The sequence below is a fragment of the Amphritea sp. genome (assembly GCF_050300915.1).
In the GTDB taxonomy this organism is placed as follows: Bacteria; Pseudomonadota; Gammaproteobacteria; order Pseudomonadales; family Balneatricaceae; genus Amphritea.
Map to the genome: position 1 here is coordinate 50854 of NZ_JBNKYN010000017.1, position 17655 is coordinate 68508.

The 17655-nt window shown below is 49.6% G+C and carries 16 protein-coding genes; 9 read left to right on the plus strand and 7 right to left on the minus strand.

Features of this window, described 5'->3' with window-relative positions; translation table 11 throughout:
* Positions 1-10: 10 nt before the first annotated feature.
* The 3 genes from gloA (at position 11) to ACQY8X_RS06800 (ending at position 2064) form a co-directional block, all read left to right on the plus strand.
* Positions 11-391 carry a lactoylglutathione lyase gene (gloA, locus tag ACQY8X_RS06790; RefSeq protein ID WP_428034386.1) on the plus strand — a complete coding sequence of 127 codons (381 nt, stop codon included), beginning with the start codon at positions 11-13 and terminating at the stop codon, positions 389-391.
* Positions 392-638: 247 nt separating this feature from the next.
* Positions 639-1445, plus strand: coding sequence for a tetratricopeptide repeat protein (locus ACQY8X_RS06795; RefSeq protein WP_428034387.1), 807 nt, complete (start codon positions 639-641; stop codon positions 1443-1445).
* A gap of 178 nt (positions 1446-1623) precedes the next feature.
* The gene (locus ACQY8X_RS06800) at positions 1624-2064 is read left to right on the plus strand and encodes an RDD family protein (RefSeq protein WP_428034388.1); all 441 of its coding nucleotides are present in this window, start codon (positions 1624-1626) and stop codon (positions 2062-2064) included.
* Between the two features lie 393 nt (positions 2065-2457).
* Here the strand turns inward: ACQY8X_RS06800 and lptG are convergent, their stop codons facing one another.
* Together lptG and lptF are read right to left on the minus strand one after the other, a co-directional pair.
* Positions 2458-3519 (minus strand): LPS export ABC transporter permease LptG, encoded by a 1062-nt coding sequence (lptG, locus tag ACQY8X_RS06805; protein ID WP_428034389.1) that lies wholly within the window; start codon positions 3517-3519, stop codon positions 2458-2460.
* A complete protein-coding gene (lptF, locus tag ACQY8X_RS06810) occupies positions 3509-4612 on the minus strand; it encodes an LPS export ABC transporter permease LptF (protein WP_428034390.1) in 1104 nt (367 codons plus the stop codon). The genes lptG and lptF overlap by 11 nt, the downstream gene beginning before the upstream one ends.
* Positions 4613-4791: 179 nt before the next feature.
* Here lptF and ACQY8X_RS06815 point away from each other — a divergent pair, with 179 nt between their 5' ends.
* Both ACQY8X_RS06815 and ACQY8X_RS06820 read left to right on the plus strand, forming a co-directional pair.
* Positions 4792-6291, plus strand: coding sequence for a leucyl aminopeptidase (locus ACQY8X_RS06815; protein WP_428034391.1), 1500 nt, complete (start codon positions 4792-4794; stop codon positions 6289-6291).
* A 98-nt stretch (positions 6292-6389) separates the two neighbouring features.
* The gene (locus ACQY8X_RS06820) at positions 6390-6824 is read left to right on the plus strand and encodes a DNA polymerase III subunit chi (protein WP_428034392.1); all 435 of its coding nucleotides are present in this window, start codon (positions 6390-6392) and stop codon (positions 6822-6824) included.
* Between the two features lie 270 nt (positions 6825-7094).
* On the opposite strand, the gene ACQY8X_RS06825 is transcribed toward ACQY8X_RS06820, so the two are convergent.
* Entirely contained in the window at positions 7095-7436 is a 342-nt protein-coding gene (locus tag ACQY8X_RS06825) for a four helix bundle protein (RefSeq protein ID WP_091361187.1), read from the minus strand.
* 385 nt (positions 7437-7821) lie between these two features.
* Here ACQY8X_RS06825 and ACQY8X_RS06830 point away from each other — a divergent pair, with 385 nt between their 5' ends.
* On the plus strand, positions 7822-10683 hold the full coding sequence (locus tag ACQY8X_RS06830) for a valine--tRNA ligase (RefSeq protein WP_428034393.1): 2862 nt from the start codon (positions 7822-7824) through the stop codon (positions 10681-10683).
* 133 nt (positions 10684-10816) lie between these two features.
* Complete coding sequence (locus tag ACQY8X_RS06835; RefSeq protein ID WP_428034394.1) at positions 10817-11329, plus strand: hypothetical protein; 513 nt, start codon at positions 10817-10819, stop codon at positions 11327-11329.
* Between the two features lie 670 nt (positions 11330-11999).
* Here ACQY8X_RS06835 and ACQY8X_RS06840 read toward each other — a convergent pair.
* From ACQY8X_RS06840 to ACQY8X_RS06855, 4 genes are all read right to left on the minus strand, one after another.
* On the minus strand, positions 12000-12890 hold the full coding sequence (locus ACQY8X_RS06840; RefSeq protein ID WP_428034395.1) for a DNA adenine methylase: 891 nt from the start codon (positions 12888-12890) through the stop codon (positions 12000-12002).
* Positions 12887-14368 carry a ParB N-terminal domain-containing protein gene (locus tag ACQY8X_RS06845; protein WP_428034396.1) on the minus strand — a complete coding sequence of 494 codons (1482 nt, stop codon included), beginning with the start codon at positions 14366-14368 and terminating at the stop codon, positions 12887-12889. Before ACQY8X_RS06845 ends, ACQY8X_RS06840 begins: the two co-directional genes overlap by 4 nt.
* A 262-nt stretch (positions 14369-14630) precedes the next feature.
* A complete protein-coding gene (locus ACQY8X_RS06850) occupies positions 14631-15182 on the minus strand; it encodes a DUF2726 domain-containing protein (protein ID WP_428034397.1) in 552 nt (183 codons plus the stop codon).
* A 1-nt stretch (position 15183) separates the two neighbouring features.
* The gene (locus ACQY8X_RS06855) at positions 15184-15801 is read right to left on the minus strand and encodes a hypothetical protein (RefSeq protein ID WP_428034398.1); all 618 of its coding nucleotides are present in this window, start codon (positions 15799-15801) and stop codon (positions 15184-15186) included.
* A gap of 439 nt (positions 15802-16240) precedes the next feature.
* Between ACQY8X_RS06855 and ACQY8X_RS06860 the strand changes: the two genes are divergently transcribed.
* Together ACQY8X_RS06860 and ACQY8X_RS06865 are read left to right on the plus strand one after the other, a co-directional pair.
* Positions 16241-16885, plus strand: a complete 645-nt coding sequence (locus tag ACQY8X_RS06860) for an alpha/beta hydrolase (protein ID WP_428034399.1) — start codon at positions 16241-16243, stop codon at positions 16883-16885.
* Positions 16886-17037: 152 nt separating this feature from the next.
* Entirely contained in the window at positions 17038-17343 is a 306-nt protein-coding gene (locus ACQY8X_RS06865) for a HigA family addiction module antitoxin (RefSeq protein WP_428034400.1), read from the plus strand.
* The last annotated feature ends 312 nt before the right edge of the window (positions 17344-17655 follow it).

Here is a 17655-nt window from a genome sequence, read left to right on the forward strand (position 1 = left end):
AGATCTCAAAATGCGACTATTGCATACCATGCTCAGAGTTACCGATCTGCAGAAATCAATCTCATTCTATACTGAGATACTGAATATGAAACTGTTACGTCGCAAGGACTTTCCTGACGGCAAGTTCACCCTCGCCTTTCTCGGCTATGGCCCTGAGTCTGACAACACCGTACTGGAGCTAACCCATAACTGGGAAACCGATAGCTATGAAATGGGCAACGCCTACGGCCATATTGCCATCGAAGTAGAAGATGTATACGCCTCCTGTGAAAAAATAAAATCTCTCGGAGGACAGGTTGTCCGGGAACCCGGCCCGATGATGCATGGCTCGACCATCCTGGCATTTGTCCGCGACCCTGACGGCTATATGATCGAACTGCTGGGCAATTAGGCCTGCCGCCGGAACAGTCTGCGAGCTTATCCGGCCCCGCACCTGCCAGCAATTTTCACCAAAGTCATGATTTTTTAACCCCGATCATGTAGAATGCGCCCAACATTAGACCTTGCTAATTAAGCTATTTGCTGATCTGCGCCAACAGTGCCTGCCAAAAAGATCCGTTTTGTCCCTATCAACTTCGGAAAGCAGGCCGCTATAATGGGCGCCAAATTTTTACCTTTAACCATACGGGCGTAACTCGATGAGTAAGAAACTACTACTGGCCATGACCGGGCTGCTACTGACTCTCAACACAGCCTCCGCATATGCCGCCAGTCTGGCAAAAGGTCTGAAAGCCTTTGAAGCCAAGGACTACAGCACTGCTATGACTGAGCTGAAGCCACTGATCAATGACAACAATCTGGACGCGATGAATATCGTTGGTCAGATGTACGAATTCGGTCTGGGCGTTGAAGTCGACGAACAGCAAGCTTTGAAACTTTATAATCGTTGTAGCATGCAGGGCCATCTGGACTGTGTTAACAGTCTGCGCGCTTACAAAAACAAAGGTTACAAAGTTGAGCTGAAAACCGTTGAGCCCGCCGCTGAATCCGGCGATCCGACCGCTCAGAACCGTCTCGGCGAGATGTATGAGTTTGGCTATGGGGTCAACCGCGATGCAGCCCAGGCGATCAAATGGTACACCCTGGCTGCCGATCAGGGCCTGGTGCTCGCGCAACACAACCTGGGCCGGGCATATAACTTCGGCACTGGTGTTCAGCAGGATTTTGCCCAGGCTGAAAACTGGTACCGCAAAGCAGCTGAGCAGGGGCACATGGATGCGATGTTCTTCCTCGGCGCACTCTACTCCAATGACCACGGCGAAGAGAATGATAAGCAGACCAACATCATCGCTTATGCCTGGTTACAAAACGCTCTGGAGCTGGGCAATCAAACCGCCGCTGCAATCCAGTCACGGATCGTGATGAAACTCTCTGATGCCGAGCTGGAACAAGCGAAGGCACTGGCGAAAGAGTACAAAGATAAGTTTGTTACACCGTTCAAGTAAGCACGAAACGCTTCAGAAAACCGGACCCTGGCGTCCGGTTTTTTTATGCCTTTGCCGGTAACAACACAGCATATTTTGGTGGTATAGTCTGCGCAGTTCACTGGGTTATGCCACAACAGCATCCGCGATGCAGGCATAGCCAGTCATGACCAAGCAGCAAGAGACAGTAAGAATTAAGATGAGCATACCTTTCCCTGAACTTGAAGGCGAACTGCGCCAACCAAGCCTTCTGCGCCGTTTTGCCGCGATGATCTATGACGGTTTTCTGGTGGTGGCTATCTGGATGTGTACCGGCTTTGCAGCAGTCGGCCTGAATCATGGAGAATCCGTCAGCGGGCCGTTGTTCCAGACCGTGCTCTTTTTGCTGACCTTCGCCTTTTTTGCCTACTTCTGGGTTCGTCTGGGCCAGACCCTCGGAATGCAAGCCTGGAAACTACGGGTGCAGACGCTGGATGGCAAACACATCAGCCTGCGCCAGGCCCTGATCCGCTTTATGACCGCCATCGTCTCATTCGCCTGCTTAGGCCTGGGCTTCTTCTGGATGCTGTTTTCATCCAACAAAGCCACCTGGCATGACAGCTTCTCAGAAACGCAGATTGTTCTCCTTCCTAAAAACTGAAGTAAGAACGCTTTTCGGGGTTAACTGGATGTTAAATATAAAGTTGCTAGAACGGAAGCTTCGCTTCCTGCTAGTAGTTAGACGCAACTGCGTTGCTTGCTAGAAAAAGCAAAGATTAAGAGCAATAGCACGGAGTGGCTTTAATCTTTTTCCAGCAAGCGCAGCGTTCTAACCACTAGCAAGTCACGCAGTGACGTCTAGAACGGAAGCTTCGCTTCCTGCTAGTAGTTGCGTTGCTCGCTAGAAAAAGCAAAGATTAAGAGCAATAGCACGGAGTGGCTTTGATCTTTTTCTAGCAAGCGCAGCGTTCTAACCACTAGCAAGTCACGCAGTGACGTCTAGCTAGCCGAACTTGTTCGGCGGTCTGACGAGCAGGATAAATTGCTGCGCAATTTATCCTGCTCGTTTAATCAACCAACTACCCAGCATCATGCAGATCATGATCGGCACCAATGCCGCCCACACCGGGTCAACATTGTAGAGGCTGCTCATCGGCGCGAGGATATCCTGGCTGATTTTGAAGATCATCCCCACCACCACGCCGGTGATAATGCGTTGTCCGGAAGAGACGCTGCGCAGTGAGCCAAAGATAAACGACACCGCCACCAGCACCAGACCGATAATGGCCAACGGCTGCAAAGCCTTGCGCCAGAAACTCTGCATATAACGGTCGTTATCCAACTCCTGCTCGGCAAGATAGCGGCTGTACTGATACAACTCGCTGGTCGACATCTCTTTCGGCTTCACCAGCAACACTTTAAGGCGTTGCGGATTCAACTCTATGCGCCACTCCTGAGAGTCATAATGGGTGGTCTCTGTTCGGTTGTCGATAAAACGGGTTTCCACCACATCTTTCAGCACCCAGACGCCATTCGCATAGTGACCGGTTTTGCCATAGCTGCTGTAAGACAGACTGCTATCAGCGGCGAGACCAAAACGGGTCACCCCCTGTATATCGCCAGCCGGTGTCACCACGTTGATATGAACGTATTCGCCGTTCTCCCGATGCCAGACCCCGGTGCGGGCAGAGATTGTCCCCCGGTTAAGGTGCTGTGCACGAATACTCTCTGACAGTGCACCGGCATATGGCGCAACATACTCACCCAGAAACAGTGCCAGAACCGCCAACACGATGATCGGCTTCAACACCATCCCCACCATCCGCCAGACCGACACCCCTGCCGCCCGCATCACCGTGAGCTCACTGCCGCTGGCCAACCCTCCCAGGCCCAGCAGACAGCCGACCAGACACCCCAGTGGCAGATATTCATAAAAGGCGGCGGGCATATTCAGCGCGGAATACCCCAGCATAATCAACAGGGTATAGCCTTCATTCAGCTCCGACATTTCGTCGATCACCTGAAACAGAAAGTCCAGACCAACAACAATCAGCATCACCACCATAATGCTGATTAAAACCTGTTTACCGACATAGCGATCCAGCTTAAGCAGCATGATCAACCCTCCGCCGGCTCAGCAGTCTCTTCAACTTACCATCCGTACTTAATAACCCCATTGCCAGTGCGAAGAACAGCAGGTGTACCAGCCACAGCAGAATCACCTCACCACCATCGCGTTCTATATATTTACGCACATTGGTCAACAGCATCAGATAGGCCATATACAGCAGGATCGAGGGGATCAGCTTGGCATAGCGCCCCTGACGTGGATTAGTCCGGCTTAGCGGTACCGCCAGCAGCGCTACAATCAGCGTCAGCATCGGCAGCGATAAACGCCAGTGCAGCTGGGCTTTTTCCGCCGCATTACCATCGATAAGCTTCCAGCTGGGCAGCGAGTAGAGTTCATTCACCTGCTGAATCGGTTGCTGGTCCGGCAGGCGGATGCCGTACTCTTCAAAGGCGATCTGGCGATAATCCGCTTCGCCGGGATTGCCCTCATAGCGATAACCATTATCCAGCACCAGATAGCGGATACCGGTGTCCGGATTGGTATAGCTGCGGCCTTTTTCAGCCACCACCATCACCGCCTTCTCCCGGTCATCCAGCGTCACTTTTTCGGAGATAAACACCCCTTGCATCGTGCCACTGGTTTTATCCAGATTCTCAATATAGGTAACCCGGTTACCCCGGGGCATCGTCTGAAAACGCCCTTCGGTGATCACATCAAACTCACCAATATTACGCTGCTTCTGCAGCATAATTTCGGTCTGGTTAGCCCCGACAGGCGACAGATACAGGCTCATCAGCGCAACCAGCAGCGCAGTCAACAGCGCTGGCCCGAGGGTATACATTGTCAGGCGACGCTGACTCATGCCAGTGGCCTGCAACACCACCATCTCGCTTTCAAGATACAGACGACCATAAGCCAGCAAAATACCGAGAAACAGCCCCAGCGGCAAAATCAGCTCAAGAAAACCGGGCATCCGGAACAGAAGGTAGTAGAATACCGCCTCCATCGGTATTTCACCGGCGGCGGCAATACTCAGATAACTGATAAAACGGCCACTCATAATGATCAACAGCAGTACCAGAGTGACTGCGGCCATGCTGATCAACACCTCTTTGGCCAGGTAGCGAAAGATAATCAAACTGCCATATCCTGTGTAATTGCAGATAAAGAATTCTCTCTGATACCGAAAACAGGGTTTTGTTTCTGCGGCATTAGGATAAAATCCGGGTATCAATTTAAAATCGGCCCAACAGATACAGGTTGAGCAGGTGCGTCATTATCTTATAAACCAAGCACGATGTCTTGTGTGGAGAAAGCATGGAATTTGAAATCGTTACCGGTTCAGTAGAATCCCTTGAAACTGACTGTTTAATCGTCGGCGTCGCCCCGGGTGGCGAGCTTGCCCCCTCTGCGGATCTGATAAACCAGGCATCAGCGGGTTATCTGAAAGAGGTGCTGGGAGATCACCAGGGCAAAGTCGGCGAAACCCTGCTGCTGCACAAGGTTCCGGGCATCAGCGCCAGCCGTGTTCTGTTAATCGGTCTGGGCAAAAAAGAGGAACGCAGCGACCGCAATCAGGTCAAAATAATCCAGAGCATCATGAGCAATCTGAAAGCGATCCGCTGCAAAACCGCCGTCATCGCGCTGGATGGCCAGGAAAGCGCGGATCAGGACCTTTACCGTCAGCTGCGTCACAACACCGAATGGGCCAGCGCCGAGCTGTATCAGTATGACGCAACCAAGAGCAAAAAAGCTGACCCACTCAGCCTTGAAAGCATCGCGTTTCTGCTAAGCCATGATGACGCCGAGCTGGGCGAGTTTTCCATTAGTGATGGTTCTGCCATCGCCAACGGTATCGACACCGCCCGCGAACTGGGCAACCTGCCGGGCAATATCTGCACCCCATCCTACCTGGCCGAGAAAGCGCTGGCACTGGCAACCGAATGCGAAGAGCTGACCACCACTATCCTCGACGAAGAGGAGATGGCACAACTGGGCATGCACTCGCTGCTGTCGGTCGGCAAAGGCAGCTCCGAAGCGTCCAAGCTGATTGTCATGGAATACCAGGGTGGCGAACCAGACCAGCAGCCTCATGTACTGGTGGGCAAAGGGATCACCTTCGACACTGGCGGCATCAGCCTGAAGCCGGGTCTGAAGATGGACGAGATGAAGTTTGATATGTGCGGTGCCGCCAGTGTCATGGGTGCCATGGAAGCACTGACACAACTGGGCCTGGACCTTAACGTTGTGGGTATTATTGCCGCTGCAGAAAACATGCCTTCCGGTAACGCGTCCAAGCCCGGTGATATCGTCACCACCCTGTCCGGCCAGACCGTTGAGATTCTCAACACGGACGCTGAAGGCCGTCTGGTGCTGTGTGATGCGCTGACCTATGCTGAGCGGTTTGACCCGGCCACCGTCGTCGATGTTGCCACCCTGACTGGTGCCTGTATCGTCGCCCTGGGCAACCATGCGACCGGCCTGCTCTCCAACGACGACCTGCTGGCTGATGACCTGATGGCCGCCGGTGAGTTTGCCGCTGACAAAGTCTGGCGCCTGCCATTGTGGGACGAATATCAGGAACAGCTGGACAGCAACTTTGCTGACATCGCCAACATCGGCGGACCGGCCGCAGGCACCATCACTGCCGCCTGCTTCCTGTCCCGCTTCACCAAGAAATACCGCTGGGCACACCTGGATATCGCGGGCGTTGCCTGGAACAGCAACGGCAAAGCGAAGGGTGCAACCGGACGCTGCGTACCCCTGCTATGTCAGCATCTGATTGCGCAGGTGGATGATCTGACCGACGACGAGTAAATCCGGATCTTAACGGGCCAGGGCTACGGTTTTATGCCTGTCCTGAGCCGTTAAGCCTGCGGATTCACTCTGCCAGCTGATGCCAACAGGATCGCTAAATGAGCCAAGCTGATTTCTATGTTCTCCCCGACGCCGACCCGGAAAGCCGTACCGCCTTCCTCTGTCGCCTGGCGGATAAGGTGTTGGGCCACGGCCTCAACGCCTATATCCACGTCACCGGAGCCAGCGAGGCCGAACGGCTGGATCAGTTATTGTGGGATTATCGCGCCGACGCCTTTATCCCCCACGGCCTGCTCAACAGCAAACCCGACGCCCCGGTGCAGATCGGCTGGGGCGATCAGCTGCCACAACACCGCGATGTCTTCATCAACCTGGCCCTGGACGCCACAGAGGAAACCCTGAAATTTGATCGTATTCTGGAGATCGTTATCCAGCAACCCGACATCCTCACCGCCACCCGTAAAAACTACGCCCTCTACAAAAGCAACGGCATCACCCCGAAGATGCATGATATGCGTAAGAGCAGTAGCTAGACGTCACTACGTGACTTGTTAGACGCTCCTTCGTCGCTTGCTAGTCGCTAGAACAAGCATTTTAGTCCACTAGAATCAATATTCTTCTCTTGATCTTCGCTTTTCCTAGCAAGCGACGCAGTCGCGTCTAACTCCTAGCAGGAAACGAAGTTTCCGTTCTAGCCACTCTCGCGTTTTTTTGCGAGTACCTAACTACTAGCAAGTGCGAAGCACGTCTAGCTTCTGCGCGTCATAACGTAGTTTGCCAGCAGCTAGAAAATGCAACAACGCTCAGGGCTCCGTTGATTTAATCAGTGTGGCCAGCATTTTCTGAATCTCATCCAGCTCCTTTCTCCAGTCACAGCCTCGCTCCGTATGGATGTAACCAATTCGCTGACCGATATAAACCTGGGTTTTCAGCTCAGCGAGCGAACCCTTGGCATAGTAGAGAAATTGCCGTTTCTCCTTGAGTGATCCCCGCTCAAACCCCTCAGCGATATTACTGGGTATCGACAAACTACTGCGGGTTATCTGATCCCTGAAACCAAAATCCCGGCAGCGGGAAAGAACGGTATACACCTCACAACTCAATCGACAAGCACGCTTCCATACATCCAGGTCTTCATAACTCATAACAAATTCCTTTTCGTCATTTCTGAAAATTAGTCTAGTTCAAAAAAAACGCAGTTCACAATGGCAGCCCCATTCGGGAATAAGTTGCTAGAACGGAAACTTCGTTTCCTGCTAGACGCTAGAACGCTGCGCTTGCTAGAAAAAGATAAAACCCACACCCGGCCAATTCACCAGAAGCTTTTAGTCTTAGCTCTTCCTAGCAAGCGACGCAGTCGCGTCTAACCACTAGCAGGAAACGAAGTTTCCGTTCTAGCCACTCTCGCATTTTTTGCGAGTACCTAACCACTAGCAAGTGCGAAGCACGTCTAGCTACTTAAGCCCCCCGGCGCTATAATATGCGACTATTTTTCTGCCCTAATTCAAGCGTTGAGAGCACGGTTATTTAATGGATACCACTTACCAGCCACACGAGATCGAGAAATCCTGGTACAAAATCTGGGAAGAGAAAGGTTACTTTGCCCCCTCCGGTGAAGGCGAGGCCTACAGCATTATGATCCCGCCGCCGAATGTCACCGGCAGCCTGCATATGGGTCATGCTTTCCAGCACACCATCATGGATGCGCTGATCCGTTATCAGCGAATGAAGGGTAAAAACACCCTGTGGCAGGTCGGTACCGACCACGCCGGTATCGCCACCCAGATGGTGGTTGAACGTAAGCTGGCCGCCGAAGAGCAGAAAACCCGTCATGACCTCGGCCGTGATGCCTTTATCGAGAAGATCTGGGAGTGGAAAGGTGAATCCGGGGGCATGATCACCAACCAGATGCGCCGTCTGGGCGATTCGGTTGACTGGCCGACCGAGCGTTTCACCATGGATTCCGGCTTCTACAACGCCGTGCAGGAAGTGTTTATCCGTCTGTATGACGAAGGCCTGATCTACCGTGGCAAGCGTCTGGTTAACTGGGACCCGAAACTACACACCGCGATCTCCGATCTGGAAGTGGAAAACCGCGAAGTGAAAGGCAAAATGTGGTATCTGCGCTACCCGCTGGCGGATGGTGTCAAAACCGCCGCCGGAGATGACTTTCTGGTGGTCGGTACCACCCGTCCGGAAACCCTGCTGGGGGATACCGGCGTCGCCGTGAACGCCGAAGATGATCGTTATAAAGATCTTATCGGCAAAGCGGTTATCCTGCCGCTGGTTGGCCGGCGCATTCCGATTGTGGCCGATGAGCACGCCGACATGGAAAAAGGCTCCGGTTGTGTGAAAATCACTCCGGCCCACGACTTCAACGATAATGAAGTGGGTAAGCGTTGCAAGCTGCCGATGATCAACATTCTCACCCTCAACGGCGATATCCGCGATGAGGCCGAGACCTTCAACACCGATGGCAGCGAAAACCACGAGATCGACAAAACCCTGCCGGAGAAATACCGTGGCATGGAGCGTTTCGCCGCCCGTCGCGAGATCGTTGCCGATATGGACGCCGCCGGGCTGCTGGTGAAGATCGAAGAAAACGATATGACCATCCCCTACGGTGACCGTGGCGGTGTAGTGATCGAACCGATGCTCACCGATCAGTGGTTTGCCGATGCCAAAACCCTCTCCGGCCCTGCCGTTGAAGCAGTTGAGAACGGTGATATCAAGTTCGTACCGAAGCAGTACGAGAACATGTTCTTCGCCTGGATGCGCGACATTCAGGACTGGTGTATCTCCCGTCAGCTGTGGTGGGGCCACCGGATTCCGGCATTCTACGATAACGAAGGCAATGTCTACGTTGCCAAAGATGCCGACGCTGCGCGGGAAAAATATGGTCTGGATCTGCAAACCGAACTGCGTCAGGACGATGACGTCCTCGATACCTGGTTCAGCTCTGGTCTGTGGACCTTCGGCACCCTGGGCTGGCCGGAAAACACCCAGCGTCTGCAAACGTTCCACCCGACCGATGTGCTGGTCACCGGCTTCGATATCATCTTCTTCTGGGTTGCGCGGATGATGATGATGACCATGCACCTGATCAAAGATGAAAACGACAAGCCGCAGGTACCGTTCAAAACCGTTTACGTCACCGGTCTGATCCGTGATGAAAACGGCGACAAGATGTCCAAATCCAAGGGCAACGTGCTTGATCCGCTGGATATGATTGATGGCATCAGCCTGCCAGAGCTGCTGGAAAAACGTACCGGCAACATGATGCAGCCACAACTGGCGGAGAAGATCGCCGCGCGGACCGAAAAGCAGTTCCCGGAAGGTATCGCGGCCCACGGCACCGACGCCCTGCGCTTCACCCTGGCGGCGCTGGCCTCCACCGGCCGCGACATCAACTGGGATGTGAAGCGTCTGGAGGGTTACCGTAACTTCTGTAACAAACTCTGGAACGCTGCCCGTTATGTGCAGATGAACACCGAGGGTGAAGACTGCGGCCAGCTCTCCGCAGAGAGCGAAGTTGAGCTTTCACTGGCCGATCGCTGGATCGCCAGTGAACTACAGAAAGTTGAAGCACAGGTCACCAGGCATCTGGACGAATATCGCTTCGATCTGGCATCTCAGACCCTGTATGACTTCATCTGGAACGAATACTGTGGCTGGTATCTGGAGCTGTCCAAACCGGTATTGTGGGACGAAAACGCCTCCGCTGCCGCCAAGCGTGGCACCCGCCGCACCCTGGTACGGGCACTGGAAGTGATCCTGCGACTGACCCACCCGATCATGCCTTATATCACCGAAGAGATCTGGCAGTCGATTAAAGGTCTGGCCGGTGTCAAAGGCGACACCATCATGCTGCAACCCTACCCGGTTGCCAATGAAGCGAAACATGATGCCGCCGCTGAAGCCGATATCAACTGGCTGAAAGGTGTTATCACCGGCGTCCGTAACATCCGTGGCGAGATGGGCATCTCACCCGCCAAAGGTCTGGATATCCTGATCAAAAACGGCAGCGCCGACGATAAAACCCGTCTGGACGCCAACAAAGCCTTCCTCGCTAAACTCGCTTCACTGGCTTCCGTCACCTGGCTGAACCCGGGCGATGAAGAACCGATGTCAGCGGTACAGCTGGTCGGCGATATGCAGGTTCTGGTACCGATGGCCGGCCTGATCGACAAAGACGCCGAACTGGCCCGTCTGAAGAAAGAGATGGATAAGCTGGAGAAAGAAGCCGGACGTCTGGCAGGCAAACTGAGCAATGACAAATTTGTCGCTAATGCGCCGGAGGCGGTTGTTGCTAAAGAGCGGGAGAAGCTGGCGGAGTATAAGGCGTCGTTGGGGCAGCTGAAAGAACAGGCGGCTAAGATAGAGGCGCTTTAGCAACAGCAACAGTGGCTAGAACGTCGCTTCGCTCCTCGCTAGACGCGGCTTCGCCGCTTGCTAGTAGCTAGAAAAAACGTTAACAAGCCCAGACAATTGTCTGGGCTTTTTTGGTAAACGATAGGGATTTCGTATGAAGCAAGAAAATATTGAAGAAACAAGTAACCAGGCCATCAGACCTTTTAGCATTAAGCGCTATATTGAGGATCACAATTCTCTAATCACTATACTCGTCACTATTGTTGGGGTCTTAAGCCCTACAGGGTATATCGCTGGTGTCATCTACCACCAAGTCTATCTGAACACCTTTGGCATCGATTCCGGAGCATTCCCAATCGCTCTGCAAGAGGCCTATTTTTACGCATATATAGTTTCTGTAGAGTATATAAGCAAAGGAATTTCACATTTAATCAGCTTCAAGGCTCTCTACATCACCCTGAGCCTGCTAAGTATTTATATTGCACTAGCATATTTTAGTGCCAAAGCTGCCAGGTGGAAATTAGCGACAGATGAAGAGGAAACAAAACTTCGTCAGTGCGTTGATAAGTTATTTTATTATTTAAAACCTTCCAATAATGATTTTATACTCGCATGTACTGCCATTTATGAATATTTCGCGTGGATATTTATAACACGGCCTATTTAGCACTAATCCTTGCTGTTTGCTGGGTAATGATATTTGTTGGCTCGTTTTACAGCGGACAGAATGCTGCAACAACGAAGCTTGAAGAGTACTTAGCTAATGGCTGCACTCCCCTTGAGGACTCAGTTTTTAATAGATGCTCAAAAATCATCCGTTCCGAAGGCGATATCGCTGAAGGATATTTGATAACGTCTCAGGGTAATAGGCTAGCCCTTTTGACCCATGAAGGCTCGGTAGTACTAACCGTACAACCTGATGAAAAAATTGTTAGGCTTCAGAACTCAGGTAGGCATGTTAAATAAGCACGCCCGACAGTGATGCAGGGATTTTTTAGTTATAGGTAATGGTGAAAGATATCAATACAGTGGGTGGCGCGCTGGCATGCCCTTTAGGTACCCGGCGTCGATTGAATGCCCTTTGGGGCTTCACAGCGATTGGCTTCAACATTTCAACACAAGCTTTCCTCTGTGTCTCGGTGGTGAGCATTTTTAAGTTTTACCAAAGTACCCAAGGGGCATGCTAAGGACACAGAGAGCACCGAGAAAGTGACAAGAACAGACTGGTATCATACGAAAAATAAACCAATCTTATTTAGCCTTTGGAAAATAATTCTGTCCCCATTTTCACTTTTTCAGGCGCCCTTTTTCAGACTAAATATATAGAAAGAACGGTTTTAAGCTATTTTACGCGCTAACTTTTTCTTCTCTCTGTTAAGCTCAAGAAAAGTTATATCCGGCGGAAAACCACAAAGTTTGAGTGACGGCCTATGAATTATTACTTCTCTCCCTTTTCGTTTAAGCTGAGCAGTATAAGTTAAGCCAAACGGTTCCGGAGAAAATTTACTATATATATCATTTATTTCAGGTGTATCATCATATGTTACCACCCAAGGCTGCTTTAGCCTTTTAACACTTTCATACAATCTATAGTGATCTTTATGAGAAAAGAAGTTCTGGTATAGCCCTTTACCTTTAACATAATATGGTGGATCAATATTTACCAATACCCTTTCGTTTAACCCTGCCACTATCTCGTCTAAGAATACTGCTCCATCCATATTCGTTAGAAATATATCTTCTCTTCTATCAGAAATTAATTTAATCTGTTGAATAAGCCTTTCCTTATTAAATCTACAGTCAAGCTTATAATCACCATCTTGCTTCAGACCTCCGATGACTCCTGCATTAATAATTCCTGATCTATTTGTTCTATTCAAAAAAAATGTTGAGAATCCTCTTTCCAACAAAGTTGACTTTTCATTAGCCTGTATAGACTTTTGATTATGCCACTCATCAATGCTGACCGTAGTCCTCTCTATCAACTGACACAATTCAGAAGTTCGATATATAGCACTATACCAAAATGAATATATCGACGGATTTAAGTCATTAATATATATTTTACTAACATGATTATTCAACAGCAAATACCATGCAATCGCAGCACCTCCCGCAAAAGGCTCAACATAACTACCTCCTTCCAGATTGTTTATCTTCATTGTTTCTAGAATATATGCGGTTAATTTCGCTTTTCCTCCAGGATATCGTAGCGGAGAATAAATCATTTCTCTTCTCTCAAATTGACTAACACTTCAAGCAAGGGGCTTAAAAAATCCCAAAACCCATTTAAAAATCTTTTATTCGTATGTTGCTGATCAGTACCATGAATATAATTATTTAATGTATCAAGACTATGTTCGTTACTAGGATTAAGTAATTTATCGACAACCTTTGCAACAGGCGTTTTAGCTGAAATCTTATTCTTCTTTAAATACTCAAGCCTTTGTTTTAAAGGAACATTTATGAAAGCAGCATTATACATCCTTGAAACATCATCTTTTACACCCTCAGCAGTCAAATACTCGGCTACGGAAAGATCCAAAAACACTCTAAGAGAAACAGACGATATATTATTATACCTGGTAACAGGAAGTCTTTTAAGTTCTTTGAACAAAGCATTCAGCTTATTACTAGACACATCAATCTTTAATGTTTCAATTATCAGTTGATTTCTATCTGGATTTTTATTTAAAACTTTCTTTACACCATTATCTATTTTAAGTTCAACTTCATCATTCTCTAAAGAATCTAGAGCATCTTCATTATTTTCAATAACGTCATCGGCATGATCGATATCATCGAAAAACACTTTCGGTAACGCCTCTAGAATTTTATCCACATATTGAGGCACTGTTCGTGTATCAATCTTAATCTCTGAATTAGGATCCTTGTCAAACACATGTATTAACCAAGTAGCATAAGCCTTTTTAAAGCTTTTATGATTAGACGTGATTCGTACATTGTGTCCATTAAATTCGATACCCCATTGCTCTCTAACTCTTAAATCATTAAACCATCTTTCAAGAACTGTCATATGAATATGATGGGATTTCACTTTTCCTATCTGCTCATGAGTCAAATATTTAAGCACATCATGATCTACAGCAAGATCTCTAATCTTCAGTATTCTTAAAGTATATTCAAGTTCACTTCGAGTTTGTTTAGTGATTTTAACTATTTTGTCAATATCACCCCCAAACTCATCATAAAGCTCAACTATCCATCGCTGCTGTTGTAAGCGAGACCATCTGACTTGTAAGGACGATGAAGAGGAGTGCCTTTGATTGATATACCACCTGCAATCTTTGAACGAAGGGGCAACACAAACCCGAATTTTTTCAATTGAATCTCTATCAATTAGATCTGACTTTTTCCTAATATACGCTCTTATAGACCTTGGAGATTTTGCAGGGTTCCTCAGAAGCTTAAGCGCTAAAATACGCCTATTACCTTCTGCTACTACGTACTTACCATTATCCTTCCACACGACTATTGGTTCTGCTGGGATAAAGCCCTCGCTCGCAATAGAATCAATTAGCTTGTAAAAATTATTCTTTTCACTGGTCTCACATATTAAGTCAGAAACATAGTCTGATAGGTTCATATGCTTTTCTTCAGGGTCGAGACGTGGGTTTTCAGACCATAGTTTCAATTGATCAACAGATCTAAGCACTCTTTTTTCTAGCCACTCATATTGACCCATCTAGCCACTCCTTAACTTACGATAACGTCCTAATAGAGAACGGCAATATATCAGCAAAACTCTGATCATAAAATAACAGTTCAAAATTACATCTAATTACTCTATCGAATTGACCTATGAACCCCTTATCACGCAGTCTTCATCTTTATAGACACAACTTCCGATTCTGCCCCCTGACCTGACTCAGAAACACTCTATTTTTACACGCGTTCAGACCGCTCAAAAGCAGGCCGCGAATTCAACTCCCAAGTGCGACACTCCCCTATGCTGCCTGAAGTAACTCTCGAAAGACCACTTTGCCTTCCAACTCTTTCGCCAACATCATTTTCAGCACTTCCGTTTTATAGGCGTATTGCCCGGGGACTCGAAGGAGTGGGAAGTTTGTTTGTTGGCAGATGGTTTTCAGGAGTTCGTCGCGTTTTTGGCGGTGTTTCTGGTTGTGGGTTTTGTCGTCGAGTTCGATGGCGGCGACGGGGGTCAGGTCGTCGGTTTTGCAGATAACGAAGTCGAAGTGTTTGGCAGATATCGCGTTAAAGGCTTTTTGCCACTGGCTGCGGTTGCGGCTGGGTTGGGGTTCCAGTAGGTCAGCGACCCGTACTTTGCCGAACACCTGGTAGGTGTCACTGTCTATGGCTTGCAGCAGTACGCCGTAGAAAGAGCGTTCCGCAGGGGTGAATAGCGAACCTTTTTTGCGATAGCCTAATGCTGAGCTGTCATCTTTAGCGGATGAGCCGGTGCCTTTCAGGTTTTTAACAAAATCCGCCAGAATAACCACAGCAATTAACAGCAGCAGTGGGAAGATGAGAGCATCCATATCAGCTATCCCCTCCACATGCCTTATCGCGTTCGTAGATATCTATCGTTTTACGGGTGCGGGCCGCTTTTATGGTCAGCATTGAGCACTGTTGGCGTTGTTCGGTGGTTTCATCCATCGGTTCTGAACGGCGGACTCTGGCAATGACCGGCTGGTAGCTGGCGGCGGCGTTGCAGTAGAGGCGTTTGTAGTTTGGATAAAGTGGGGAGCTGGTAGGGTTCTGCTGCAATCTCTGACAGGTTTCGCGGAAGAACTGACTGGCCGCTTCGGTACAGGCTGAATACGCAAGCAGTTTATATTGCTGGGGCTGACAAACGCTATTGGGGCGCAGCCGCCACATCTGATATTGAAAACTGACGGGCTGATTGCGGTAATCGACATTAACCGACTCAAGCTCCACCCCCATGCTATCGCGCATCGGCTGAAGCATGACACTGGCAAGCTTCTGGGTAAATTTCACATAGGAGTCTGTCAATACATCGGCACTGGCAACACCCGGCGTAAACAGGCCACATGTCAGCACCCAGAAAAGACAATAAAGCTTTAAACTAGAAGTGACGAGCTTTTTCGAGCCAGGCACAACGGGCGATGCGCTATCGCTCTCAAGAAACATATCCATTGCCTTTCCATTCAGAAGAACACAGAGATTTAACTCTGAGCCCTTTCCCCCGGGCCGTCCTGACCAACTACATGATTGCATTCACAATCTGGTGACGAGTTTTTTATAGCTTTAACCCGAATGTACTCCCAGACAGCACTCCGCTCAAGCCTGAGCCAAAATAAAAACGATCACTTATCCCCAAAACGAGCACGACCTTTTTCTTTTCCAGACATCGGACTTCAGACAAGTCACGGAGTGACGTTCGGATCTCGGCTCTTATCTAGCAAGCGACGCAGTCGCGTCTAGCAACTAGCAAGTCACGCAGTGACGTCTAGCCACTCTCGCGTTCTTTGCGAGCCCTAGCAAGAAACCAAGTTTCCGTTCTGGCAACTTGTTCCCTCTCTTCCCAAATGCCAGAATACCCCCCCCTGTTCCTTAATCGTTTAAGTGCCATCCGATGCCATCTATCCGTTTTGAATCTCGAACCGCCACGCCTGCAGCCCTGATACTGATGTTCCACGGTGTGGGTGCCAGTCCGGAATCATTGCAGCCGCTGGGTGAGTATCTGCACCAGTACAATCCTGATCTGGAGATCCGGATTCCAGCGGGCTTCTCGCCGTCGACCATCTCTTCTGCGGGGTTTCAGTGGTTTGATGTGATCGGTGTCACCGAGGAGAACCGGCTTGCCAGAGTACAGGAAGCGATGCCTGCATTTAATCGGTTGATTCACGATGAGGCAGCGTCGGCAGGCATACCACTCGATAAGGTTGTGTTACTGGGCTTTTCACAAGGTACAATTATGTCACTGGAATGGCTGAAACAGAGCAATGAGGCTGTTGCCGGTATTATCGGCATCGCCGGACGCTTTGCCGAGTTACCCCAACACGCACCCGCCTGTTCTGCCCCCGACAACCCTCTGCCGGTCTGCCTGATTCATGGTGAAGCCGATCAGGTGATCAGTGTGACCCAGTCACAGCAGAGCTATCAGCGCTTATCCGAACTGGGCATCAACAGCGAACTACACCTGCTGCCAGCCACCCCACATACCATCACCCAGACGATGTATCCAATCATCACAGACTTCATCCAAAAGACGATTTGACCACGCGTTTTGATTTTTTTTTTGCTCATTCGAGCCACGGCTCTTTTCTAATAACTCTCGCGCTCTTTGCGAGCCTTCCCATTACCAATTGGGTTGTAGTCTACAAATACACAAACTAAAATTGTTACCAAACTGGTTACAGGATCGAAACTATGAGCAGACCACGCAATCGCAGACCCACCCATCCGGGTCAGGTATTCCTGAATGATGTGTTGGTTCCCCTAAAAACCAACATCAGTGATGCCGCCAGAAAACTTGGAGTGTCTCGTAAACACCTGTCACTATTCATCAATGGTCATATCCCCTGCTCCAGAGATATGGCCACCCGCCTGGGAAAAGCCACTGATACCAGTATGGAAAGCTGGCTGAACATGCAAACGGCTATTGATGTGTGGGACTCTGAACATGAAGGAATCGATGCAGAGAAATATGCTTCCATCGAAAAACTAACCGCATAGGCTATTCAAACGCAGTCTCCCATCGGCATGATAGTACCCTGAGGGCATTTAGCGTGCCTCCCACATAACCTTCATATATTGACCAACCCTCGCAGGCATTTGATTTCCGAGCTACGAACAACGAGCCAGTCACGAAGCGACGTTCGAGCAACGGCTCTTCCCTAGCAAGCGACGCAGTCGCGTCTAACGACTAGCAAGTCACGCAGTGACGTCTAGCCACTCTCGCGTTCTTTGCGAGCCCTAGCCACTCTCGCGCTTTTTGCGAGCTTTCGCCCTTTCTGCGAGCCTAAAACGGCGTTTTCTCTATTTTTT

Coding starts and splice junctions, on each gene's coding strand:
- ACQY8X_RS06795 (WP_428034387.1), top strand. CDS start 639: ATGAGTAAGAAACTACTACTGGCCATGACCGGGCTGCTACTGACTCTC.
- ACQY8X_RS06815 (WP_428034391.1), top strand. CDS start 4,792: ATGGAATTTGAAATCGTTACCGGTTCAGTAGAATCCCTTGAAACTGAC.
- gloA (WP_428034386.1), top strand. CDS start 11: ATGCGACTATTGCATACCATGCTCAGAGTTACCGATCTGCAGAAATCA.
- lptG (WP_428034389.1), bottom strand. CDS start 3,519: ATGCTGCTTAAGCTGGATCGCTATGTCGGTAAACAGGTTTTAATCAGC.
- ACQY8X_RS06825 (WP_091361187.1), bottom strand. CDS start 7,436: ATGAGTTATGAAGACCTGGATGTATGGAAGCGTGCTTGTCGATTGAGT.
- ACQY8X_RS06850 (WP_428034397.1), bottom strand. CDS start 15,182: ATGGATGCTCTCATCTTCCCACTGCTGCTGTTAATTGCTGTGGTTATT.
- ACQY8X_RS06865 (WP_428034400.1), top strand. CDS start 17,038: ATGAGCAGACCACGCAATCGCAGACCCACCCATCCGGGTCAGGTATTC.
- ACQY8X_RS06860 (WP_428034399.1), top strand. CDS start 16,241: ATGCCATCTATCCGTTTTGAATCTCGAACCGCCACGCCTGCAGCCCTG.
- ACQY8X_RS06835 (WP_428034394.1), top strand. CDS start 10,817: ATGAAGCAAGAAAATATTGAAGAAACAAGTAACCAGGCCATCAGACCT.
- ACQY8X_RS06800 (WP_428034388.1), top strand. CDS start 1,624: ATGAGCATACCTTTCCCTGAACTTGAAGGCGAACTGCGCCAACCAAGC.
- ACQY8X_RS06845 (WP_428034396.1), bottom strand. CDS start 14,368: ATGGGTCAATATGAGTGGCTAGAAAAAAGAGTGCTTAGATCTGTTGAT.
- ACQY8X_RS06830 (WP_428034393.1), top strand. CDS start 7,822: ATGGATACCACTTACCAGCCACACGAGATCGAGAAATCCTGGTACAAA.
- ACQY8X_RS06855 (WP_428034398.1), bottom strand. CDS start 15,801: ATGGATATGTTTCTTGAGAGCGATAGCGCATCGCCCGTTGTGCCTGGC.
- ACQY8X_RS06840 (WP_428034395.1), bottom strand. CDS start 12,890: ATGATTTATTCTCCGCTACGATATCCTGGAGGAAAAGCGAAATTAACC.
- ACQY8X_RS06820 (WP_428034392.1), top strand. CDS start 6,390: ATGAGCCAAGCTGATTTCTATGTTCTCCCCGACGCCGACCCGGAAAGC.